At 73.2% G+C, this 22,681-nt stretch carries 21 protein-coding genes; 11 read left to right on the forward strand and 10 right to left on the reverse strand.

All coding sequences use genetic code 11. The features are described from left to right. Positions 1-72 precede the first annotated feature (72 nt). Complete coding sequence (locus ADL05_RS21760; RefSeq protein WP_053618838.1) at positions 73-1,575, forward strand: DUF4241 domain-containing protein; 1,503 nt, start codon at positions 73-75, stop codon at positions 1,573-1,575. 196 nt (positions 1,576-1,771) lie between these two features. Here ADL05_RS21760 and ADL05_RS21765 read toward each other — a convergent pair whose 3' ends face one another. The 5 genes from ADL05_RS21765 to ADL05_RS21785 all read right to left on the reverse strand — a co-directional run bounded on the left by ADL05_RS21765 (position 1,772) and on the right by ADL05_RS21785 (position 8,657). Continuing rightward, positions 1,772-4,048, reverse strand: a complete 2,277-nt coding sequence (locus ADL05_RS21765) for an ATP-binding domain-containing protein (protein ID WP_053618839.1) — start codon at positions 4,046-4,048, stop codon at positions 1,772-1,774. A 148-nt stretch (positions 4,049-4,196) separates the two neighbouring features. Continuing rightward, positions 4,197-5,192 carry a tripartite tricarboxylate transporter substrate binding protein gene (locus ADL05_RS21770; protein ID WP_053618867.1) on the reverse strand — a complete coding sequence of 332 codons (996 nt, stop codon included), beginning with the start codon at positions 5,190-5,192 and terminating at the stop codon, positions 4,197-4,199. A gap of 25 nt (positions 5,193-5,217) precedes the next feature. Then, the gene (locus tag ADL05_RS21775) at positions 5,218-6,894 is read right to left on the reverse strand and encodes a tripartite tricarboxylate transporter permease (RefSeq protein WP_082376698.1); all 1,677 of its coding nucleotides are present in this window, start codon (positions 6,892-6,894) and stop codon (positions 5,218-5,220) included. A 24-nt stretch (positions 6,895-6,918) separates the two neighbouring features. After that, entirely contained in the window at positions 6,919-7,605 is a 687-nt protein-coding gene (locus ADL05_RS21780) for a tripartite tricarboxylate transporter TctB family protein (RefSeq protein WP_053618840.1), read from the reverse strand. Next, positions 7,602-8,657 carry a tripartite tricarboxylate transporter substrate binding protein gene (locus ADL05_RS21785; protein ID WP_082376702.1) on the reverse strand — a complete coding sequence of 352 codons (1,056 nt, stop codon included), beginning with the start codon at positions 8,655-8,657 and terminating at the stop codon, positions 7,602-7,604. The genes ADL05_RS21780 and ADL05_RS21785 overlap by 4 nt, the downstream gene beginning before the upstream one ends. A gap of 169 nt (positions 8,658-8,826) precedes the next feature. Here ADL05_RS21785 and ADL05_RS21790 point away from each other — a divergent pair, with 169 nt between their 5' ends. From ADL05_RS21790 to ADL05_RS32180, 8 genes are all read left to right on the forward strand, one after another. Further along, positions 8,827-10,437 (forward strand): ATP-binding protein, encoded by a 1,611-nt coding sequence (locus ADL05_RS21790; protein ID WP_156365958.1) that lies wholly within the window; start codon positions 8,827-8,829, stop codon positions 10,435-10,437. 49 nt (positions 10,438-10,486) lie between these two features. After that, positions 10,487-11,251 carry a response regulator gene (locus tag ADL05_RS21795; RefSeq protein ID WP_255351853.1) on the forward strand — a complete coding sequence of 255 codons (765 nt, stop codon included), beginning with the start codon at positions 10,487-10,489 and terminating at the stop codon, positions 11,249-11,251. Between the two features lie 525 nt (positions 11,252-11,776). Further along, a complete protein-coding gene (locus ADL05_RS21800) occupies positions 11,777-14,011 on the forward strand; it encodes an anthranilate synthase component I (RefSeq protein WP_053618841.1) in 2,235 nt (744 codons plus the stop codon). Between the two features lie 114 nt (positions 14,012-14,125). After that, complete coding sequence (locus tag ADL05_RS31935; protein WP_231640855.1) at positions 14,126-14,266, forward strand: GPGG-motif small membrane protein; 141 nt, start codon at positions 14,126-14,128, stop codon at positions 14,264-14,266. 145 nt (positions 14,267-14,411) lie between these two features. Beyond that, on the forward strand, positions 14,412-15,209 hold the full coding sequence (gene thyX, locus ADL05_RS21805) for an FAD-dependent thymidylate synthase (protein ID WP_053618842.1): 798 nt from the start codon (positions 14,412-14,414) through the stop codon (positions 15,207-15,209). 183 nt (positions 15,210-15,392) lie between these two features. After that, positions 15,393-15,860: an SRPBCC domain-containing protein gene (locus ADL05_RS21810; protein WP_082376704.1), complete on the forward strand. Its 468-nt coding sequence runs from the start codon at positions 15,393-15,395 to the stop codon at positions 15,858-15,860. 111 nt (positions 15,861-15,971) lie between these two features. Further along, positions 15,972-17,249 (forward strand): ion channel protein, encoded by a 1,278-nt coding sequence (locus ADL05_RS21815; RefSeq protein WP_053618843.1) that lies wholly within the window; start codon positions 15,972-15,974, stop codon positions 17,247-17,249. Positions 17,250-17,274: 25 nt separating this feature from the next. Further along, complete coding sequence (locus ADL05_RS32180; protein WP_255351854.1) at positions 17,275-17,397, forward strand: hypothetical protein; 123 nt, start codon at positions 17,275-17,277, stop codon at positions 17,395-17,397. On the opposite strand, the gene ADL05_RS29945 is transcribed toward ADL05_RS32180, so the two are convergent. From ADL05_RS29945 to ADL05_RS21835, 5 genes are all read right to left on the reverse strand, one after another. Then, a complete protein-coding gene (locus ADL05_RS29945) occupies positions 17,394-19,517 on the reverse strand; it encodes an NB-ARC domain-containing protein (protein ID WP_197285883.1) in 2,124 nt (707 codons plus the stop codon). The genes ADL05_RS32180 and ADL05_RS29945 overlap by 4 nt on opposite strands. Continuing rightward, complete coding sequence (locus ADL05_RS21825) at positions 19,514-20,044, reverse strand: DUF6879 family protein (protein WP_231640856.1); 531 nt, start codon at positions 20,042-20,044, stop codon at positions 19,514-19,516. Before ADL05_RS21825 ends, ADL05_RS29945 begins: the two co-directional genes overlap by 4 nt. Positions 20,045-20,070: 26 nt before the next feature. Beyond that, positions 20,071-20,289, reverse strand: a complete 219-nt coding sequence (locus ADL05_RS21830; RefSeq protein WP_053618845.1) for a hypothetical protein — start codon at positions 20,287-20,289, stop codon at positions 20,071-20,073. Positions 20,290-20,381: 92 nt separating this feature from the next. Further along, positions 20,382-20,543 carry a hypothetical protein gene (locus tag ADL05_RS31225; RefSeq protein WP_197285884.1) on the reverse strand — a complete coding sequence of 54 codons (162 nt, stop codon included), beginning with the start codon at positions 20,541-20,543 and terminating at the stop codon, positions 20,382-20,384. A 146-nt stretch (positions 20,544-20,689) separates the two neighbouring features. After that, positions 20,690-21,382: a TetR/AcrR family transcriptional regulator gene (locus ADL05_RS21835; RefSeq protein ID WP_053618846.1), complete on the reverse strand. Its 693-nt coding sequence runs from the start codon at positions 21,380-21,382 to the stop codon at positions 20,690-20,692. 118 nt (positions 21,383-21,500) lie between these two features. Between ADL05_RS21835 and ADL05_RS21840 the strand changes: the two genes are divergently transcribed. Beyond that, positions 21,501-22,268, forward strand: a complete 768-nt coding sequence (locus ADL05_RS21840; protein ID WP_053618847.1) for an NAD(P)-dependent oxidoreductase — start codon at positions 21,501-21,503, stop codon at positions 22,266-22,268. A gap of 134 nt (positions 22,269-22,402) precedes the next feature. Next, positions 22,403-22,549, forward strand: a complete 147-nt coding sequence (locus tag ADL05_RS30690; RefSeq protein ID WP_156365959.1) for a hypothetical protein — start codon at positions 22,403-22,405, stop codon at positions 22,547-22,549. Positions 22,550-22,681 lie beyond the last annotated feature (132 nt).

The following is a 22,681-nucleotide window of genomic DNA, read 5'->3' on the forward strand; positions in this document are numbered from 1 at the left end:
CGCGGTGTCGGGCGGTGTCGGACCGGGGCGGTAGGTTCCTCGCGACGCTTACCCCCGACCCGAGGACACCGCATGCCGACTCCCCCCTGTCACGTCCTGTACTGCGAGGGCTGGGACACCGAACGGGGCCGCGCGGTGGGCGTGCTGGAGGCCGTCGCGGCGTCCGCCCGGGACGAGACGGGCGACCAGTACGCCGTGCTCGTGCGGGACGCGGCGGGCGCACCGCTGGTGCTGCTGGAGATCGCGTGGGCCCACGGCCACTGCGGGGTCTGGGTGTTCGACGGCGAAGGCCTGCGGCGGACCCACCACCGCTACGCCCGCGAGGAGGACGGCGGGCTCGCGCTCACCCACAGCCGGCAATGGGCGGACCCCGTCTCGGAGGAGGCGGCCTCGGGCCGGGTCCCGCTCCTGCGGAGCGTGGAGGTGCTCGGCGGGAACTGGTCGGTCTACCGCGGGGAGTTCGCCGGCGGCGGGCACACCTCCTCCCACCAGTGGCTGGAGGACGACCTGGCGTCCATCACGCACGTCCGCGCCCCCGCGTTCGGTCGGTGGGAGGAGCTCGCGGCACTCCACCCCCTCCTGTCCGGCGCGGACGTGGAACTGCGCGACGCCGACGTCGCACCCGACCGCGATCCGGCCCCGGCGCCCTGGGCCCCGCCGGGCCCGCTGGTCCCGCTGGGTGTCGACGGACTCTTCCAGCCGGGGCGGTGCTACCGCGACGCGCGTGACCAGCGGCCGGGCACCGTCGAGGTGCACGACGCCGGGACCCTCGTCCTGCCCACCGGGCGGGTCCTGCTCCGCAACCCGCAGGGCCTGGGGTTCGCCGGGCAGGAGCAGGCCCTGTCGGTCCCGCTCCCGGTGGGGGAGCACCCCGTCCGGGTGTCCGTACTGCGCCAGGCCGGTCCCGGCGGGGAGTCCGCCGTGGTGGCGGGGCTGCGCGTCGACGTCGCCGACCTGGTGGGGGTCCCGGTCGACGCGTGGGAGATGGCGCTGCGCCCGGGCGAGAGCCTGGAGGAGCTGCGCGAGGGGCGGTTCCACGGGGTGGACGTGGACCGCGACAGCGGCCTCGTCAGCGTGTGCGACGCCGCCTGCCTTCCCCACCTCGTCGAGGTGCTGACCGATCCGGACACGCACCCCGACCTCGTCATCGGCTACACGCCGCGCGAACGGGAGACGCTGGCCGACCGGGAGCGGGAGCTGCGGGAGGCCGCCCAGGCCTTCCTGGACGCTCCGGGCACGCTCACCGGGCAGGAGTTCGCGGAGGCGATCAGCCCCTCCCTGGAGGGGGATCTGGAGTTCCGGCAGAGCATGTACACGCTGGTGCGCCTGGCACACGGCGTCGTGCACACCCAGGACCCCGGCCCCGCGAGGTTCGCGGAGCCGGGGGAGCGGGCCCGGGACACCGGCCCGTGGACCAGGACACTGAGCGAGCCGGTCACCGGCGGGAACCTGGTGACCGCCTTCGTCGGCGACCGTGTGAGCAGCTGCCCGGTGTGGCTGGGCAGGGCCGCCGACGGGCGGGTCGCGGCCCTGCTCGTCGACACCCTGGCGGTCGAGCGCCCCGCCCAGTACTGACCCACGTCCCGCGCGGGCGGCCCCGGTCCGCCGCTACCGTCGAACGACGAGCAGGCGGACCCCTTGCCACGCGGGCGGCCCCCGGCCGGGTGTCACGCCAACCGGTCCGCGCCCGGGGCGGGTCGCCGGTGCGCGGCCTGTCACACCAGTCGTGCCGACACACCGTGCAGGCCACTTGTGCGGCCCTGGCCCGGTGCTACGCCAACCGGTGCAGCACTCCGGGCAGGTCCCTGGTGTGGGCCACGGTCAGGCGGCGGGTGGCGCGGGTGACGGCGACGTAGAGGTCGTTGGCGCCGCGCGGCTGCTCCCACACGTGGTCCGGTTCCACGACCACCACGGAGTCGAACTCCAACCCCTTGGACTCGGTCGCGGTTACGACCACGACCGGGTTCTCCAGGGCGTCGCGCCCCGGGCCCCCGCCGTAGGGGCGCCCCGCGTCCGGCAGCGCGGCGGCCACGGCCGCCACGTCGCGGTCGGCCGTGATCACCGCGACCCGCCCCTCGCCGATCGCCCGGACCTCCTCGGCCACCACCGCGGGCAGCGACGCGGCCAGGGTGCCGGTCAGGCGCACCGCTCGCGGCGGGTCGCCCTCCTCGCGCACCGACTCGGGCAGCTCCTCCTCCGGGGCCGCCGCCCGCAGGACGTCCGCGGCGGCGGCCATGATCGGCGCGGGCGTGCGGTAGTTGACCCGCAGCCGCTCCACGTGCAGGTTGGCGCCGACGAACGGCTCCAGCGCGTCGAGCCACGACCGGGCACCCGCGGCGCTGCCGGTCTGGGCGACGTCGCCCACGACCGTCAGGGACCGGGTCGGCACCCGGCGCATCACCGCGCGCCAGGCCATCGGGGACAGCTCCTGGGCCTCGTCCACTATGACGTGGCCGTAGGTCCACTCCCGGTCCTGGCCCGCGCGCTCGGCGGTGGTGCGCTCGGGCCCGGTGTCGCGGTGGCGCTCGGCCAGGACCCGGGCGTCCAGCAGCGGGTCGTCGGCTCCGGTGAACTCCAGCACGCCCTGGGCGTAGCGCTCCTCGTCCGCCTCGCGCGCCGCGCGGCGGCGCTCCCGGGCCCGCTCGGCGCTGTCGTCGTAGCCCAGGAGGTCGGCGGCCTCGTCCAGCAGCGGCACGTCCTCCACGGTCCACGGGGCGTCGGCCGCGCGCGCCAGCGCCCGGCGCTCGTCCTCGGACAGGCCGGACCGGGCGCCGACGCGGTCGAGCGCCTCGGGGTCGCAGAACAGCTCCGCCAGCAGCTGCTCGGGCGTCAGCGGTGGCCACAGGGCGTCGACGGCCGCGCGGACGGCGTCCACGAACCAGAGCCGCTCGCCGATGAAGGGCAGGTCCTCCTCTTCCGCGGGCCGCCCGAGCAGCACGGACTCCGCCCGTGCCAGCTCCCTGAGCAGTGTGGTCACGGCGTACTTGCGCGCCGCGTTGTGCGGCAGGCGCAGTCCGCGGGCGGTCGTGATCACGTGCGCGGCGGTGTCGGCGGGGACGGTGAGGACGCCCGCGTCGGTCCGCACCCGCAGTTCCGCGTCGCCGAACGCCTCCAGCGGCGTGCGCTGGCGGTCGAGGACGGCGGCGCGCACGAGGTCGGCCATGCGCGGGGAGCCCTTGACGCGCGCGACGGCGTGCGGGTCGTGGTCGCGGGCCTCGACGCCGGGGAACAGTTCGCCCACGGTGCGCATCACCACGTCGGTCTCGCCGAGCGAGGGGAGCACGTCGCCGACGTAGCGCAGGAAGGCCGGGTTGGGGCCGACCACCAGGACGCCGCGGCGCTCCAGGATGTGGCGGTGGGTGTAGAGCAGGTACGCGGCGCGGTGCAGCGCGGCCACGGTCTTGCCGGTGCCCGGGCCGCCCTGGACGACGAGCACTCCGGCCAGGCGGGCGCGGATGACGCGGTCCTGCTCGGCCTGGATGGTGGCCACGATGTCGGCCATCCGCCCGGTCCGTCCGCGGCGCAGCGAGGCGAGGAGCGCAGCCTCGCCGACCAGCTGGTGCCGGTCGCTCTCGGACAGCCCGTCGGGATCGAACACCTCGTCGTCCAGACCGATGACCCGCCTGCGGCGTACGCGCAGGTGGCGTCGGCGGGCGAGGCCCGCGGCGTCACTCGGCGTGGCGGCGTAGAACGGGCGGGCGGCCGGGGCCCGCCAGTCGACGAGGATGGTCTCGTGCTCGGCGTCGCGGAGGCCGATCCGCCCGATGTAGAGCGTCTCCGGGTCGGTGGCGAGGTCGACCCGGCCGAAGCACAGGCCCTCCTCGACCGCACCGAGCCGGGCCCGCCGCCGGGCCTGTTCGTAGGAGCGCGCCTCGCGTTCCACCAGGGCGGCGAACCCGCCCCGGTCCTGCAGGTGCGCGGCGGCGAGCTGGTCGGCGGTGTACTCCCGCAGTTCGTCCAGGCGCGCGTACATCGCGCTGACCCTCGTCTGCTCGTGGGCGAGGGCCTCCTGTTCCGGCGAGGGTGACTCCGGTTGACGACTCTCCATCAAGGTGATATCCTTGCCGCAGTAAGCTGTGGTTGCACTAAAGATGGTGCTGAGTGTCAGAGCTTACCACCCGCCAGGACGCGGTCCCGCCGGGCCCCGCGCGGCCCTCACCGCCCGCCCGCCGCACGGTCACCGCGACGGCGGCCGATCATCCGTCGGCCAGACCGATCCGCTCCAGCGTCCGTCCGGTGCGCTCGTCCTCCTGCGCCAGGAACACGGCGAACTCCTCCCCGGCCAGATAGGCGTCCGTCCACCGGTGCCGCGCCAGGCGCGCCTCCCACTCCGGCGACGCGTGTACCCGCTCCACCAGCGCCAACAGCCACGCGAGATCGTCCTCGTCCAGACCGGGCGGGGCCAGCAGCCCGCGCCAGTTCATGAACTCCAGGTCGATCCCGGCCTCCAGCAGCGTCGGTGCGTCCAGTTCCGGATCCGCCTCGGCCCCCGTCACCGCCAGGACGCGCAACTGGCCGGAGTCGATCGCCGCGCGCTGTTCACTGCGACCCGCGGCGGCGAAGTCGAGCGCGTGGCCCATGAGGGCGGCCTGCATCGGGCCGCCGCCGTCGTAGGAGTGGTAGACCACGGCGGCCGGGTCGATGCCCAGTTCCTCCGCCAGCAGCATGGTCACCAGGTGGTCCGGGCCCGCGGGTGTCGAGCCGCCGCCGATCCGTATCCCTCCGGGGTCCGCCCGCCAGGCGGCGACCAGGTCGCCGATGGAGGCGTAGTCGGAGTCGTCCGGCACCAGCAGTACCTCGGGCTCCTCGATCAGGCGGGCCACCGGCGTGGCCTCGGTCACCGAGTCGGCGGCGGTGTCGACGTGGGTGTTGGCCACCAGGCCCAGCCCCATCTGCAGCAGCAGGTCCGCCGCCCCGCGCTCGTAGACCAGCCGGGCCAGCGCGGCGGTCCCCGTGCTCCCGGCCAGGTTGAAGACGGTGACGTCGGAGACCGCGCCGATCTCCTCGATCACCGAGGCCAGGGTCCGGGCGGTGTGGTCGAACCCGCCGCCGGGCGGGGTCGGCACCATGATCCGCATGGCGTCCTGGCGCCCCGGCTCCTGGCAGCCCGCCAGGGGCAGTGTCAGACCGGCGGCCAGGACGGCGCGGCGGCTCGGCCCCCGCCGCCCCGCCGTCCGCTCGCGCTCGTCCACGCCGCCCGTCACTTCCTGTCGCTGGTCAGTCCCGCGGTGCGGCCTGGCCGTCGGGCCCGGAACCGGTTCCCGACGCGGCCCCCGTCCCGGGCGCGGTCGCCGAACCGGCCTCGGCCCGGTCGCGCGACTCCTCCCGGGCATCGTCCTCCCCGGTCGGCGCGGCCTCCTCCGACGCGTCTCCGGTCCCGGCCGTCGGCGCGGACGGTTCTGCCGGTTCGATCCCCGTGCGGCGCCGGCGCAGGACGCGCACGAGAGCCGGGAGCATCGAGAGCAGAGCCACCGCCAGCAGACCCGCCGAGATCGGCTCGGTGAGGAACACCGACCACGCGCCGTCGGAGATCTGCAGCGCCCGCCGCATGTTCGTCTCCATCAGCCCGCCCAGGATGAGTCCCAGGATCAGTGGCGCGGCCGGGAACCCGTTGCGTCGCATCAGGAACCCGATCACGCCGAACGCGGCCAGCATCCCCAGGTCGAAGACGCTGAAGCTGAGCCCGTAGACGCCTACCACGCAGAATACGACCACCAGCGGGACCAGCATCGTCCTGGGTGTGTTGAGCACCTTGGCGAACAGCGGGATGAGGGGCAGGTTGAGGATCAGCAGCACCACACTGCCGATGTACATCGAGGCGACCACGCCCCAGAACATGTCGGGGTTCTCCGACAGCATCATCGGGCCCGGCTGCACGCCGAGCACCATCAGGGCGCCCAGCAGGATCGCCGTCGTGCCCGAGCCCGGGACGCCCAGGGTCATCAGCGGCACGAACGAGCCCACGGCCGCCGCGTTGTTGGCCGCCTCCGGCGCGGCCACGCCCTTCGGGTTGCCCTGCCCGAACGTGTCCCCGTCCCGGGCGATCTTCTTCTCCATCGAGTACGACAGGAAGGAGGCGACCGTGGCCCCCGCGCCCGGCAGCACACCGGTGAAGAACCCCAGCACCGACGAGCGCAGCGCGGGCGGGGTGATCTGGGCGATCTCCCGACGGGACAGCCGCAGCGAGGTCACGCCCTTGCGCACGCCGCCCTGGCCCCGCTGGTTGAGCATCACCAGCACCTCGGCCAGCGCGAACACGCCCAGCGCCACGATGAGGAACTCCACGCCCTCGTACAGTTCCGGCAGGTCGAAGGTGAAGCGGACGATCGCGGTCTGGGAGTCGATCCCCACCAGGGCGATCATCACCCCGACCACGGCGGCGATCAGGCCCTTGACGAGGTTGCGCCCGCCCAGGGAGACCACCGCGGTCAGCCCCAGCACCATCAGCGCGAAGTACTCCACCGGGCCGAAGCTGACGGCGAACGACGCCAGGCTCGGCGCGATCGCCATCAGCCCCACGACGCTGATCGTGCCGCCGACGAACGAGCAGATCGCCGCGATCGCCAGCGCCTTGCCCGCCTGGCCCTTGAGGGCCATCGGATAGCCGTCGAAGGAGGTGGCGACCGTTCCGGCCACACCCGGGGCGTTGAGCAGGATGGACGAGGTCGATCCGCCGAAGATCGCCCCGTAGTACACCCCCGCCAGCATGATGATCGCCGACGTGGGGTCCATGCCGTAGGCGATGGGGATCATGAGCGCGATCGCGCTCATCGGGCCCAGCCCGGGCAGCATGCCGATGATCGTTCCGGCCAGCACACCGATGAAGACGTAGAGCAGGTTCTCCGGCGTCAGCGCGATGCCGAAGCCGTACATGAGTTGGTCGAGCATGCCCATGAGAGGGGTTTCCTTGGTCTCAGGTCAGAAGGGAAGCGGGCCGCTCGGCAGCGTCACGTCCAGGCCCCACGTCATTCCCGCGTAGAACGCGAACGGCAGGGTGAGGGCGACCACGGCGTTGACCAGGTGGCGGCGGTAGCCGAGGTACCAGGTCATCGATCCCAGGTAGAGGGCGGTGGACAGGATGAAGCCCAGGAGCTCGAACACGGCGATGTAGGCGACCAGGGCGCCGACGAACAGGCCGATCTCCAGCCGGGGGTCGTCGAGGCGGCCCAGCCGGGGCTCACCGCCCTCCTGTGCCTGGACGGCGGGCTCCTCGGCGGTCTCGGCGGCCTCGGCCCCTTCGATGCCGGGCCCGTCACCGGACCCGGAACCGGCCGACCCGCTCGCGGGCTCGGGCGCCGTCTCCTCCGGCGGCCTGCGCTGGAAGAACAGCAGCACCGCCAGGACCAGCAGCGCCACGCCCAGCCAGCGCGGGAGCGTCGAGGGCTGGACCGGGACGCTCACCGCCGTGTAGTCGGGCATCTGGAAGGCCAGCGCCAGGTAGCCGATCGCGAACACGGCGACCGCGATCCCGAGCGTGCGCGGCGAGAACCGGAACGCCTGCTCGGGCAGGATCGGCGTGCGCGGTGTCCGGGCCCCGCGGGGGCGGCCGGGGGCCGCCCCCTCCGCGGGCGCGCCGTCGCGGCGCGCTGTGGTGTGCTCGCTCACTGGAGACCGACCTCGGTGAGGATCTGCGCGAACTCTTCGCGGGTCTCGTCCAGGAACGCGCCGAACTCCTCGCTGTCCTGGTAGGCGTCCGTCCAGCCCAGGCGGGCCGACTCCGTCTGCCAGGCCTCGGTGTCCATCAGGTCGGCGAAGAGCGTCTCGTAGTAGGCGACCTGGGCCTCGCTCAGGTCCGACGGGGCCATGACGCCGCGCCAGATGTCGAACGTGAAGTCGATGTCCTGCTCCTGCAGGGTCGGCACGTCCGCCACCGCGTCCACGCGCTCGGCGGAGGAGACCCCCACCGCGCGCACGTCGCCGGACTCCAGCATGCCCAGCGCCTCGCCGACACCGACCACGGCCCCGTCCACGTGGCCGCCCAGCAGCGAGGTCAGGGCCTCGCCGCCGCCGTCGAAGGGGATGTAGTTGGCCTGGGTCGCGTCGGCTCCGGCGGCCTCCAGCGCACCGGCCAGGGCGACGTGGTCCATGCTGCCGGGGCCGGAGCCGCCGCCGACGCTCATGTCGCCCGACTCCACCTGGGCGGCCAGGTCGTCGAAGGTCTCCACGGGGGAGTCGGCGGCCACCAGGTAGACCATGTAGTCGGTCGCCAGCCGGGCGACCGGCGTGAAGTCCTCGTGGTCGTAGTCGGAGTCACCGGCCATCGGCACCAGCAGAATGGGCGGGCTCGTCACGAACAGCTTGTGCGGGTCGCCGGCGTTGTTGGCGATGTAGCCCCAGCCGATCGCGCCGCCGGCGCCGGGCTTGTTGACCACCTGGACGGAGTCGTCCACCAGCTCTTCCTCCTCCAGCAGGCGGGCGCTGGTGCGGGCGAGCGTGTCCCAGCCGCCGCCGGTGGCGGCCGGAGCGGTGATCTCGATGGGCTGGGACGGCGACCAGGTACCGTCCTCGGCGACGGCGCCCTCGTCGGTGCCGCCGCAGGCGGCGAGCACGAGCGGCAGGGCCGCGGCGACGGCGGCCGCGCGGAACCCGAGGGTCCGGCGGGAGGCGCCCGAACCGGGGGCACTGGGACTGACGTGCGTCTTCGTCAAGCGGAGCATGATTTCTCCGTAGGGGATGCGGCCGGGTATGTTCCGGTTGTCGTGTGAGGCAACGCACAGGCAAGCAGAGGGAAACACGGGTGAAAAGTGTTGTGTCTTTTGTGCGGGCAATGGTCGTAAGGAACGTTGTGGTCGTTGTGGTCACACGGACGCCGGAGGCGGTCCACAGATGAGGTTCGGGGCGCCGCGGACGACGCTGGCCGGGCAGTTCCTCGCGCTGCAGCTGGGCATCGTCGTGATCGTGCTGGTCATGGTCGCCGCGGTGTCCCTGGCCCAGTCCGACGCGCGCCTGCGCCAGGCCGAGAGCCGCCGCATGCTCTCGGTCGCCGAGAGCACCGCCGCGCGCGACATCGTCCGCGCCGGACTGGAGGCCGACGGGCGCCTGGAGGTGCTGGCGCCGACCGCCGAGAGCGTGCGGGTGCTCTCCAACGCCGACCACCTGGTCATCCACGACCGGGGCGGCCAGGCGCTGACCCTGGATCCCGGTCCCAGGGACGGCGGGCCCCAGGGCGCGCCCGGTATCGCCTCGGCGCTGGAGGGCCGGGCCTGGACCGGCGTGACCCAGATCGAGGGCAACCGCGTCGTGGCCGCGGCCGTGCCGGTCATCGGCGACGGCGGCACCATCCTCGGCGTCGTCCTGACGGGCGTGGACTACCCCGGAGCCGGTGAACTCCTCGTCCTGGCCACCCCCAACCTGCTGGTGTACCTGGGCATCGCCAGCGTGCTCGGCGTGGCCGGGTCACTGCTGCTGTCGCGCCGCGTCAAGCGCCAGACCCTCGGGCTGGAGCCCGACCAGATCGCCCGCCTCGTGGAGCACCGCGAGGCCATGCTGCACGGCATCAAGGAGGGCGTCCTGGGGCTGGACGCCGACCACCGCGTCACCCTGGCCAACGACGCCGCCGTCCGCCTGCTCGGCCTGCCCCCGGACTCCGTCGGCTCCACCCTGACGGAACTGGGAGTGGGCGGTGAGCTGGAGGACGTGCTGCTGGGCAGGGTCCAGGGACGTGACACCGTCGTCGCGCTGGGGGACCGGCTGGTGGCCCTGAACCGCATGCCGCTGGCCGCCGAGGGGCGCCCCGCCGGGTCCGTGACCACCATGCGCGACCGCACCGACCTGGTCGAACTCCAGCACGAACTGGACACCAGCCAGACCACCACCGAGACCCTGCGCGCACAGGCCCACGAGTTCAGCAACCGGCTGCACGTCATCTCGGGGCTGCTGGAACTGCGGGAGTACGGTGAGGCGGCCAAGTACGTCAGCCAGGTCGGCGGTGCCCGCGCCCAGCTCAGCGCGGACGTCACCGGCCGGGTCAACGACCCGTCGCTGGCCGCGCTGCTCATCGCCAAGACCAGCCTGGCCGACGAACAGCGCACGCGGCTGCTCGTCTCCCCGGGGACCCGGCTGGAGCCGGTGTCGGCGGAGCTGTCCGACGACCTGGTCACCGTCGTGGCCAACTTGATCGACAACGCCCTGGACGCCGTCGCCCCGACCGCCGGTGGCACCGAGCGCCCCTGGGTGGAGGTCGAGGTCGTCGGCGGCGGAGGCGATCCGGTCCGGGTGGCCGTCAGCGACTCCGGGCCCGGCGTGCCCAGCGAGCTCGCCGGCGAGGTGTTCCAGCACGGCTACACGACCAAGGACGGCGCCGGGCGCAAGCGCGGCCTGGGCCTGGCCATCGTCGGGCTGGTCTGCGCGCGCCGCGGCGGGACCGCCACCGTCACGGGCTCGCAGTTCACCGCCGTCCTGCACGAGACCCCGCCCGCGCCCGAGGAGGAGACCTGATGCCGACCACCCCGGGCCGACCGGAACCGCACCCCACCGGAGGTACACGTTGAACGCGCCACAGGAGACCGCGGAGCAGGCCCCGGCGGCGCAGGTCAGGACGCTCATCGTCGACGACGACTTCATGGTCGCCCGGGTCCACCGCGGCCTGGTGGAGCGCGTCCCCGGCTTCACCGTCATCGGCGAGGCCGGGACCGGGGCCGAGGCCCTGGAGATGGTCGCCCGGCTGCGCCCGGACCTGGTCCTGCTCGACATCTACCTGCCCGACATGAACGGCATCGAGGTGCTGCGCGCACTGCGTGCGCCAGGCGGCGAGGACCTGCCGGAGGTCGACGCCCTGGTCATCACGGCGGCGCGGGACAGCGGGACCGTGCGCCAGGCCCTGCGCGGCGGCGCGGTGCAGTACCTGATCAAGCCCTTCGAACCCGCCGTGCTCACCGAACGGCTGCGCGACTACGCCCGGCTGCGCCGCGACCTGGAGACCGGGGGCGCCGCCGACCAGGACGCCGTGGACCGGGCCTTCGGGGCGGCCCGGCCCGCGGCCAGGCCCGCCAAGGCGATGCCCAAGGGGCTCACCAGCCCGACGGCCGCCCTCGTGGAGCGGGCGCTGCGCGAGCACGCCGCCCGGGGCGGGAGCGAGGGCGGCGAGGACCTGTCGGCGACCGAGTGCGCCGCGGCCACCGGCATCTCCCGGGTCAGCGCCCGGCGCTACCTGGAGTACTTCGCCGACTCCGGCCGCGTCGAGGTCCGGCTGCGCTACGGCACGGCCGGGCGCCCCGAGCGCCGCTACCGCTGGTCGGGATCGGCCGGCTGAGCGCGCCGGAGCGGGGGAGGGGAGGGGCCACGGCCGACCGTGCCGGGCGGGGTCGCGGTCGCCCATGCGGGGTGACGCGAGCGGGCGCCGCCGAGCGAGGGCACGTGCCGGGCGGGATGGGGGCTGACCATGCGGGGTGACGCGAGCGGGCGCCGCCGAGCGAGGGCATGTGCCGGGCGGGATGGGGGCTGACCATGCGGGGCGGGTCGTGCGGCGGTCTGGGCCGGGTGGGACGGGCCGCGGCCGACCGTGCTGGGCGGGTCGAGCGAGTCCTTTGGCCGGGAGCCCGCCGACGGGGCGGCGTGCGATCCGGTGCGGCGGTGGCCCCGGCCCGCCGCAGCCGCTACACTCGGGCCCATGCGAACCGACCCGACCATCCAGGCCCAGTGGTGGCGCCGCTCCTAGGCGGCGCAGGTTCGTAGTACCCGAGAGCAGCGACCGCCCCGGACCGGCGGTCGTTTCGTGTTTCCACGGCCCCGGCCGGCGTGACCCGACCCGACCGACCACAGCGCCAAAGGACCGGCCGTGAACCCCAGCGACGTCCAGACCATCACGTACCGCACCGCGGGCGGCGTGACCGTCCGCCGCAGTTCCACCCCCTGCGACCCCGAGGTCCTCACTGACCTCGTCGCGTCCGTCGAGCACCGCCGCGGCGGCGTGCTCTCCTCCGGTATGGAGTATCCGGGCCGCTACGACCGCTGGCACCTGGGGTACGTCGACCCGTGCCTGGAGATCAGCACCCGGGGGCGCCGGATCACCGCCACCGCCCTCAACGCGCGCGGCCGCGTCCTGCTCCCCGTCCTGGTCCGGGCCCTGGAGGGCGTGGGAACCGACGCCGACCGCGGCCCCGGCCACGTCGCCGTCACCGTGCCCGAGCCGGACCCCGACGCGTTCTTCACCGAGGAGGAGCGCAGCCGCCGCCCCAGCGTGTTCACCGGGATCCGCGCCGTCGTGGCGGCCCTGCGCAGCCCCGAGGACACCAACCTCGGCCTGTACGGGGCGTTCGGCTATGACCTGGCCTTCCAGTTCGAGCCGATCGAGCGGCACATCGACCGCGACCCCGACGACCGCGACCTCGTCCTGCACCTGCCCGACGCCCTCGTGGTCCGCGACCGCAAGCGCGAGACCTGCGTGCGCTACACCTACGAGTTCACCGTGCCGGGCGAGGGCGAACGCGCCGAGGCCGCCACCGAGGGCCTGGCCCGTGAGACCGAGCCCACCCCGCCGGTCGTCGCCGCCGCGCACGTGCCCGCGGGGCCCGAGCCGGGCTCCTACGCGCGCATCGTCGCCGACGCCAAGGAGAAGTTCCGGCGCGGCGACCTGTTCGAGGTCGTCCCCGGCCACCGCACCTACGCCCGCTGCTCCTCGCCCGCCCGTTTCTACGAGCGCCTGCGCGAGCGCAACCCGGCCCCCTACGAGTTCTTCTTCAACCTCGGCGAGGGCGAGTACCTCGTCGGCGCCTCCCCGGAGATGTTCGTGCGGGTCAGCGGCGAGCCCGGCACCGGCCAGCGGGTGGAGACCTGCCCGATCTCCGGCACCATCCGCCGCGGCGAGGACGCGCTCGGCGACGCCGAGAACATCCAGGAGCTGCTCTCCTCGGTCAAGGAGAAGTCCGAGCTCACCATGTGCACCGACGTGGACCGCAACGACAAGTCGCGCGTGTGCGAGCCGGGCACCGTCCGGGTGATCGGGCGCCGACAGATCGAGATGTACTCGCGGCTGATCCACACCGTCGACCACATCGAGGGCACCCTGCGCCGGGACTTCGACGCCCTGGACGCCTTCCTCAGCCACATGTGGGCGGTCACCGTCACCGGAGCCCCCAAGACGTGGGCGATGCGCTTCATCGAGCAGCACGAGACCAGCCCCCGCCGCTGGTACGGCGGCGCCGTGGGCGTGGTCAACTTCGACGGCTCCATGAACACCGGCCTGACACTGCGCACCGCGCACATCCAGGACGGTGTGGCCGCGGTGCGGGTCGGCGCGACCCTGCTCTACGACTCCGACCCCGAGGCCGAGGAGAAGGAGACCTTCCTCAAGGCCCGCGCCCTGCTGGAGACGCTCGCCCAGGGCGAGGAGGACGACCGGGCCGCCGAGGCGGGGGAGGAGCCGGACGAGGCCCCGGCGCCCGCGGCGGCGCTGCCCGGCACGGGCATGAAGGTGCTGCTCGTGGACCACGAGGACTCCTTCGTCAACACCCTCGCCGACTACGTCCGCCGACACGGCGCGGAGGTCACCACCGTCCGCTACGGCTTCGACGCGTCCCTGCTGGACCGCCTCGCCCCGGACCTGGTGGTGCTCTCGCCCGGCCCCGGGCTGCCGGTGGACTTCGGCATGTCCGAGCTGCTGGACCAGCTCGCGGCGCGCCGCCTGCCGGTGTTCGGCGTGTGCCTGGGCATGCAGGCCATGGTGGAGCACTCCGGCGGCGAGCTGCGCACGCTGGCGGAGCCGGTGCACGGCAAGCCGGGGCGGGTCCGGGTCTCGGGTGGGCACCTCCTGGCCGGGCTGGGCGAGGACGGCCGGTTCCCGGCGGCGCGGTACCACTCGACGTACACGCTTCCCGACCTGGTCAAGAACTACGAGGTGACCGCCGTTCTGGACGAGGAGGAGCCGGTCGTGATGGCGGTCGAGGACCCGTCCGCGTGCTGGTTCGGCGTGCAGTTCCACCCCGAGTCCATCCTCACGGCGCCCGTGGGCGAGGGCATCGTCGCGCGCGTCCTGGAGCTGGCCCGGCGCTGGGCCGTGCCCGCGCGCGCCTGACCGGCCGCCGGTCCGTGCGCGGTGAGCCCGCGCACGGGCCGGTTTCCTCAGGATTCGAGGTCGAAACGTCGGCGGTTGATGTTTGATCAACCTGTGACCGGTCAGTGGTCGAGTATGGGTACTTTGCTACTGATCCTCGGCATCATCCTGATCGTCGGCGGCGTTCTGGGCCTCCTGCGGGGGCAGATGCTCTGGGGCATCGTCGCGATCGTCGTCGGGCTCATCCTGGTGCCGGGCGGGTTCATCGGCTTCTGACGGGCGCCTCCGGGTGCCCTCCGGTGCCGTGTACCCTCGTGGAAGGCCAATCGGCCCAGCCCCACGCGCGCGTCCGTGACCGGGACCTCCCAGGTCACGGTACTGACGCGTGCCATGGGGCGGGGAGCCACGAGGAGAGGGTGCTGTGAAGAAGGTCGAGCCGCAGGTACGTCTGGTAGCGCGTCCGCAGGTGGACTACGACGTGATCGCCGACTACCTCAAGGAGGTCGGCGGGCAGGCGTGGCTGGAGCGGTTCGACCGCGGTGACCTGGACCTGCACCTCAACGACGCGCAGAACCTCGCCGAGTTCGCCGGTCGGCTGTGCTACCGCTCGTGGGAGCCGGGCCTGAACCCGAACGTCACGCGGGTGCGCAAGGACCAGGACGCCTACCTCGGCAACATCCTGGCCAGCCTGCACGGGTCGGTCCTGGAGCACATCAGCTTCAGCTTCGTGCTGCACAACGTCTCACGCGTGCTGACCCACGAGCTCATCCGGCACCGGCCCGGCGTGGCCGTCTCGCAGGAGTCGCTGCGCTTCGTGCGCCTGAGCGACCTGCCGTTCTGGTTCCCGGACTGGGCCGAGGAGGACCCGGAGCTGATGGAGCGCGCCACCGCGATGCTCCAGCAGATGGAGGAGTTCCAGCTCTGGATGGCCGACCACTTCGGTCTGGACGACGACGGCGTGAAGTTCGCGGAGAAGAAGCACAAGACGTCGTTCATGCGCCGCTTCGCCCCCGAGGGCGTGGCCACCGGCCTGGTGTGGACCGCCAACGTGCGCACCCTGCGCCACACCCTGGAGGCCCGCACCGCGCCGGGTGCCGAGGAGGAGATCCGCCTGCTCTTCCACCGCATCGGCGAGACCCTCAAGGAGGAGGCCCCGGCCCTGTTCGGCGACTACGTCGTCGAGGACGGCGCCTGGGTCCCGCAGTACCGCAAGGTCTGACCACCGGGCCCCCGGCAGGGGTGAACGCGGAACTCGCGGATCCCAGCCGCCGCGCGCACCGTCCCGCTGGGTGAACGCGGAACACGCGGCCTCCAGACACCGGGCGCGCCGCCGTGGCCTCCGCCGCCCTGTCACCGCCCTCCGCTAGCGTCGTGGCGGACGAGGACGGCGAAGGGCGGGGACATGGCCGAGGAACGCGTCGACCGGGGGAACCGGACCGTGCGCGCACCGGTGGCGGAGGTCTACCGGGCGATGACCGAGCGGGGCGCGCTGGAGGCGTGGCTGCCGCCGGAGGGCATGACCGGCCGGATCACCCGTTTCGAGCCCTGGTCGGGAGGCGGGTACGACCTGGTGCTCACCTACGGCGACCCGGCCGCCGGGCAGGGCAAGACCACGGACTCGACCGACGCCGCCGAGGTGGAGTTCGTCGAACTGGTCCCCGGCGAGCGTGTCGTGCAGCGGATCGTGTTCGATTCCCCGGACCCGGCCTTCGCGGGCACGATGACGATGACCTGGCGGCTCGCCGAGCACCCGGAGGGCACCCTGGTGACGATCGAGGCGACGGGTGTGCCCCGGGGGATCTCCCAAGCCGACCACGAGACGGCGTTCGCCTCCTCCCTGGCCAACCTCGCCGCCCACGTGGAGGCGTGACCGCCCGCCGGTCGGCTCGTCTTTGCACGCCTATTGCCGTGTCAGCGGCGATGGCCGGTCCGGACGCCTGCACGATGGCACCACGGTGCGTCGCGTTGGGGGAGTGCTCGGGTGGAGGAGGAACAGGACGAGGCGGGCGGCTCGGTCCCGTTGGCGCGCAGACTGCTGCCCCTCGTGGTGCCCGCGCTGTTGGTCGGGGTCGGCGCGGCCCTGGTCCTGCTGGCCGTCGAAGCGGTCGCCGCGCTCCTCCAGGAGTGGGTGTGGACGGTAGTCCCTGACGCTGCCGGTATCGACGGGGAGGGCGCCCTGTGGACGGTCGGCGTACTCACCCTGACCGGGGTCGCCGTGGGACTGGTGGTGTGGAAGGCCCCCGGCCACGCCGGGCCCGAGCCGGCCACCGTGGAACTGGTCACGGAGCCCCTGGAACCGCGTGCCGTGCCCGGCATGCTGATCACCGTCGTGCTCGCGCTGGCCTGCGGGGTCAGCCTGGGGCCGGAGAACCCCGTCATCGCGGTCAACGTCGCCCTGATCTACTGGGCGGGCCGCCGCCTGATACCGGCCATGCCGGGGCAGGCCTGGGTCGGACTGTCCACCGCCGCCACCATCGGCGCACTGTTCTCCACCCCCGTGGCCGCCGCCCTGCTGCTGTCCGAGATGGCCGCCGGCGACCGGGACGAGCCGCTGTGGGACCGGCTGGTGCTTCCTCTCGTCGCCGCGGGGGCCGCGGCGGTGACGACGCACGTGCTGGCCGGGCACGCGCTGTCCCTCTCCCTTCCCCCCTACCCGGGCCCGAGCGCGGGGGACGTGTTGTCGGGGTCGGTGATCGCCCTGGTCGGGGGTGTGGTCGGGCTGGCCCTGGTCTACGCCTTCCCCGTGGTGACCGGCTGGTTCCGGCGCCTGCGGCACCCGGTACTGATGATCGGCACCGGCGGCCTGGTGCTGGGGTTGCTGGGAGTGCTCGGCGGACGGCTGACCATGTTCAAGGGACTGGACGAGATGGGCGAGCTGGCCGCCCACAGCTCCGACTTCGGAGTGGGAGCGCTGGTGGTGATCATCGTGGTCCGGATGGCGGCCCTGCTGACCGCGGCCTCCTGCGGGTTCCGCGGCGGCCGGATCTTCCCCGTGCTGTTCACCGGGGTGGCGCTGGGACTCCTGGCCGCGAAGCTCGTCCCGGCCGTACCGGTGTCGTTGGCGGTGGCGTCCGCGGTGGTGGGCATCCTCGCGGCGGTCACCCGTCTGGGGTGGTTGAGCCTGTTCATCGCGGTGACCGTCGTCCCGGACCTGGGCCTGCTTCCCGTCCTGTGCCTGGCGGTGCTGCCGGTGTGGCTGCTGGTCAGCGGCCGACCGGAGATGGTGGTGCCCGCGGAACCGGACTCGACGCACGGCTGACCCCGCGGGCACCGGGGGCGCTGTGGTGGCGTTCCAGGTGGGCGCCGTCGCCGCCCACGTGCGTGCCCGCGTCCCCGGCGACATCGCGTCCCCGGGTGCCTACCTCGTCCTGGCCGTCGCCTCGCTCGGCCTCACCGTCGCGGGCTAACCCCGTGCGAGCAGGGTCGAGAGCCGCCGCTCGACGCCCTGGACACGGGGGTCGCCGACGTCGCGCAGGTACTCCAGCGCCGCGCCCAGGGCCTCCCGGGCGCGTTCGACGTCACCGAGCACGTCGTGTGCCTCGGCCAGCCCCATCAACGCCACGGCTCGGCTGTCGTCGTCCTCGCGGTCGTCGAACACCCCGATGGCCGACCGGTACCGTTCGACGGCCTCGGTAGCCTGCCCGACCCCGACGAGGGCCCGGCCGAGTGTGCAGTGGCACCACGCGATGCTCCACGCATCGCCGATCTCCTCGAACGCCGCCACCGCAGCCCGCGCGTCGGCGAGCGCCGTGTCGAACCGACCCAGATCCGCTCCGAAACCGGCTTTGCTGAGCAGCCCCATCGCCTCGCCGCGCCGCTCGCCCGCCTCCCGGAACACCGCGAGTGCGCGCTCGACGTGCCCGACGGCGGACACGCGCTCTCCTCGCTGCCAGGCCACTTCGCCGAGCTGGCGCTCGGCGAACCCCTCGATCCACGGATCACCCGCGGCCTCGTTCTGTCCGATCGCCGCCCGGTAGTGCACGACCGCGTCGGTGAGGTCGCCCGACAACCACAGCGCGTCACCGAGCCCCAAGTGGTTGCGGGCCGTCCCGAAGGGGTCGCCCGCACGCTCGGCCGCCTGGAGCCCGACCACGTGCAGGTCCAGCCACTCGTCCCAGTGCCTGTGCAGCTCGAAGAGCGGGTAGACCGACGCGGGCAGCCGCCAGGCGACATCGTCGTGGCCGTGGTCGACGGCCGCGTGCAGGACGGCGATCAGGTTGCGGCGTTCGTTCTCGAACCAGGCCAGTGCCTCCCGCGCGGACGGGAATCCGGGCAGCTCGCCCGCCGCCCGGGCTCCGGGGACGACGGGGAAGTGCGGATGCGCCGACCGTTGCGCGCGGGCCGCGGCGTGTGTGTACCAGCGGGCCACCCGCTCGACGGCCGCGCTCGCCGCGACGGGGCCCTCCTCCGCCCGGAGCCGTTCCACGGCGTACAGCCGTACCAGGTCGTGCAGGCGGAAGCGGTCCGAACGCAGCCGTTCCACCAGGTGCGCGCGGGTCAACCGGTCCAGGAACCGGCGCGCCGCCACCGGCGGGGTGGCGGTGAGCGCGGCGGCAGCGGCGCTCGAGAAGTCGTCTCCCGGATGCGCCCCCAGCCTTCGGAAGAAGCGGGCACTGTCGCTGTCCAGAGCCTCGTAGGACGTGCTCATCACGGCACGCAGGTCACTCAACTCGTCCTCCTCCGAGAGCGTGTCCAGCCGGGACTCCTCGACCGCCAGCTCGGTCACCAGGTCGTTCAGCGCGTCGTCCGGCCGACCGGTGAGGCGTTCGGCCGCCACCCGCAGGGCCAGGGGGAGCCCCGCGCAGTGCTCGGCGAGTCGATGTGCCGCGACGGGTTCGGCGTCCACGCGGGAGCCGACCGTCGTACGCAACAGGGTCACGGCGTCGGCCATCGCCAACACCCCGAGGGGCAGACGTGTCGCTCCCTCCCGGACGACGAGTCCGGGAAGCGTGTCGCGGCTCGTGACGACCACCATGCAACCGGGCGAGGCGGGTAGGAGGGGACGGACCTGGGCGGGGCCGAGTACGTCGTCGACGACGACCAGGAGGCGTCGTCCGTCGAGTTCGGAGCGGAACAGGGCGGAACGACCCTCCAGGTCCAACGGGATGCGGTCGGGGGCGACACCGAGCGCGCGCAGGAGCGAGCCCAAGGCCTGGGAGGCCTCGGCGCGGGGGCCGGGCGCGTGGCCGTGCATGCTGACGTACAGGCTCCCGTCCGGGAACCGTGCGCGCTCGCGGTGTGCCCAGTGCACGGCGAGCGCGGTCTTGCCGACACCCGGCGGTCCGGCGAGCACGGCGACCGGGGTGCTCTTCCCGAGCCCCGCGGCCAGGGCGTCCAAGCGGCGCAGGTGCGCCTCCCGGTCGACGAACCCGCTGACCGTGAGCGGCAGTTGGCGGGGGACGGCCGCCGGCCGGGTGTGCGCGGAGGTGATGTGGACGCCGCCGTGTACGGTGCCCGCCTGCACGACGGCTCCCGCGGATCCGCCGACGGAGTTGTCGGTGACCGTCCTCTCGTCGCCGGTGGTCACAGGGGCCGCATGTCCGCGTCGAAGCGCCTCTGGTACTCGGCGAAGGGCATGGACATGTGCAGGGCCCGGTCGCGGACCTCGTTGGCCCAGAGCACCTGCGCGGGATCGGTCACCAGTTCTGGGGCGAGCATGGTGCCGTCCCGGGTGTAGTTCATGCGCAGGAGGCGGGTCGAGTCGAACAGCCAGAAGTCGAACCGCGGGATGCCCTCCGGCCACGCGTCCTCGGCGACGGGCAGGATGTTGACCTCCTCCCCGGCCGCCACGCTGGAGCGATAGGCCCACACCGACTCGAACCGGAGGTAGTCGGTCAGCGGTTCGGAGACCACGTGCACCCTGCTGAAGCGCCGTTCGCCGCCGACCAGGGCCGCCCACTCGTCGCGCGCGTCGGTCGAGACGATCTCGCCGTCGTCCAGAAAGCGACGAAAGGCCTCTGCCTCGTACCCGACGTCGTAGACCTGGAGCGTCTCCAGGCGAAATGCCGTGTATCGGCACTCGGTGAAGTACCGGTCGAACTCTTCGTCGCTCACGTTTTGGTCCGGGACGGCCTGAACGGTCACTCCTGCCTCCGCCGGTAGTGCTCGACGGCGGCGAGAACGATGTCGGGGGCGATGCGGACCGCGGTCTCCCCGGGCAGGGGATTCTGCAACGCGGTCAGTTCCGTGTCGTTCAGGGCGGCGCCCTGAACGACGAACTCACCGGTGTCGCTGACATAGACGGAGGGGCAGCCCTTGCCCCCCGACTTGTCGTCCTTGGCGAGCAGTTCGAGTTCCATGCCACTCCGATGCGGGTCTGGCGGGGGGCGATCCTCGGACTCCGAAACTAACACGGAAGCCTTGCGCCATAAGGCTTTTGGCCGTGTCCGGCCTACCCGTCCACGTACCTTCGCCGTATCCGTTCCACTTCGTCCCCGTTGTCCTCACGTGAAGCGCGCACGAGCCGTTTGAGATCGGCCGCGGCCAGCGCGTCGCGGAGTTCCCGACCCGGGTCGGCCTCCTCGCTTCTGGCGGGTTCGATGCCGTAGTCCATGGTTTCCAGTTCACCACGCCTCCTCGCTCGACAGGGAGAGGACCTGATCGGGCACTGAGGGGAAAGTGGATCAGTAGTGGTACGAGCGCGACGACAGGGGTGACGTGGAATCCGCTTTCGGATTCCTGGGCTTTCGTCGGGGTCGGTCAGGGGCGGGACGGCTCCCGCGGGGTGCGGAGCACCGCTTCGAGGCCGTCCAGGATCAGGTCCAGGCCGGGCAGGAACTCGTCGGCGTAGGCGTAGCCCGGGGCCAGGGCGTGCGCCTGGATCATCTCGGTCAGGTGGGGGTAGCCCCCGGCCGGGAACGCCTCGACCATGGCGGCCGCCACGCCCTCCAACTCCTCGGGCGTGCGGAACGGCAGGCTCGACTCCTGGAGGACGAACCCGTACACGTAGCCGTCCAGCGTCGAGACGGCCTGGGCGGTCTCCGCGATCGAGAAACCGGCCTCCCGCAGGCGGCCGATCATCCAGTCGTGGTGCGTGAGCGTCGCCGGGCCGGGTGTGCGCCGGGAGTCCATCAGGCCCAGCGCCCAGGTGTGGCGCAGCAGGGCCGCCCGGGAGGACGAGGCGCGCCGGCGCATCGCGGCCCGCCAGTCGGTCTCGTCCCGGGGAAGCTCGATCTCGGCGAAGACCAGGTCGACGATCCCGTCCAGGATCTCGTCCTTGTTGGCCACGTGGTGGTAGAGCGACATCGCCTCCACCCCGAGTTCTTCGGCCACCTTGCGCATGCTCACCGAGGCCGCCCCGCGCTGGTCGGCGACGCGGACCGCGCCTTCGAGGACACGCTCGCGAGTCAGTGCGGGGCGGGACTCCTGTCGCCGCCTGGGGGTTGGTGCCACTGGTGGGGCCTCCGTGTTCCGTTCCGGTGCTGAGCCGCCTGTTCTTGACGGCCTTACAGGCGTAAGGATAGCCTCCACGTACAGCCTTACAAGTGTAAGGTGAATGGGAGGAGCGGACATGGACGGGCGACAGGAGCAGGACGGGGCCGGCGGCGGGCGCCGGACGAAGGTGTGCGTCGTGGGGGCCTCGGGCAAGCTCGGGCGGTACATGGTCCAGCACGCCCTGGACCGCGACTACGAGGTCGTGGGCGTGTGCCGGGAGCAGAGCGTCGGCAAGCTGGCCGACTTCGGGGACCGCATCACCGTGGTCGCGGGGCCCACCGACGACCGGGGCGTCATCGCGCGGGCGGTCGAGGGGTGCGACGCCGTGCTCACGGTCCTGGTGCCCTGGGGTGTCCACGGGTACTCGACCGGAACCGCCCGGGCGGTGCTGCACCTGGCGCCCGAAGGGGCGCGGCTGGTGTTCTCCTGCGGCTGGCACGTGCCGCGCGACGAACACGACGTGTACTCGTTCTGGTCGCGCGTGGTCATGCGGGTCGTGACCGTGCTGGCCCGGCTGGCCCGCGTCATCGACGTCGACGACCAGGTGCGGGCCTGCCGTCGGATCTACGCCAGCGACACCCGGTGGACGGTCGTGCGCGGCAGCGACCTGGAGGAGGGCGAGAGCCAGGGGCTGCCGGTGTGGCGCCGCCACGTCGGCGACCCCGCGCTGGCGAGCAACATCACCCGGCGGACCGACTTCGCGCTGTTCATGGTGGAGGCGATCACCGACGACGCACTGGTCCACGAGGCTCCGGCGATCGTCGGGCGGCGCACGCCCTCGGCGCTGGCGCACACCCGGCCGTCGGCGTCCCAGGGGTGTGAGGAGTCGCGGGCGCAGGACTGACGGCCGGGTTTTGCCCCCGTATCGGGAATACGCTTTCCATGCTAGTTTCCCTGATTCCACGGGCTTTGTGAGCGCTCTCACAGTCCGTCGTCCACCCCTGGGGCCCCGCCGCCCCAGGGCCGGAAGGAGTAGGCATGACATCCGCACGTCACGGCCCGAGCGAGGAGAAACCAGGCCGGAGGGTGCCCAGCGGCGGCGGGAGACCGCGCCGCGCCCGGGAGGGCGAGTCCGCCGCTCCGCGCGGCACCACCGGGGACGACGGCCGGCACCACTCCGGCTGAGCACCCCGACGACTCCGGTCCCGTCCCCGCCCGACCCGCCCGCGACGGGTCCCGTCGCGGCGCGCCCCCCACCTCCTCCGGGTGACCCGCGCCCGGAGGCCGAACGCGAGGAGCCACAGTGCGTTCCAACCC

This window comes from Nocardiopsis sp. NRRL B-16309, from assembly GCF_001279585.1.
Lineage (GTDB): Bacteria > Actinomycetota > Actinomycetes > Streptosporangiales > Streptosporangiaceae > Nocardiopsis.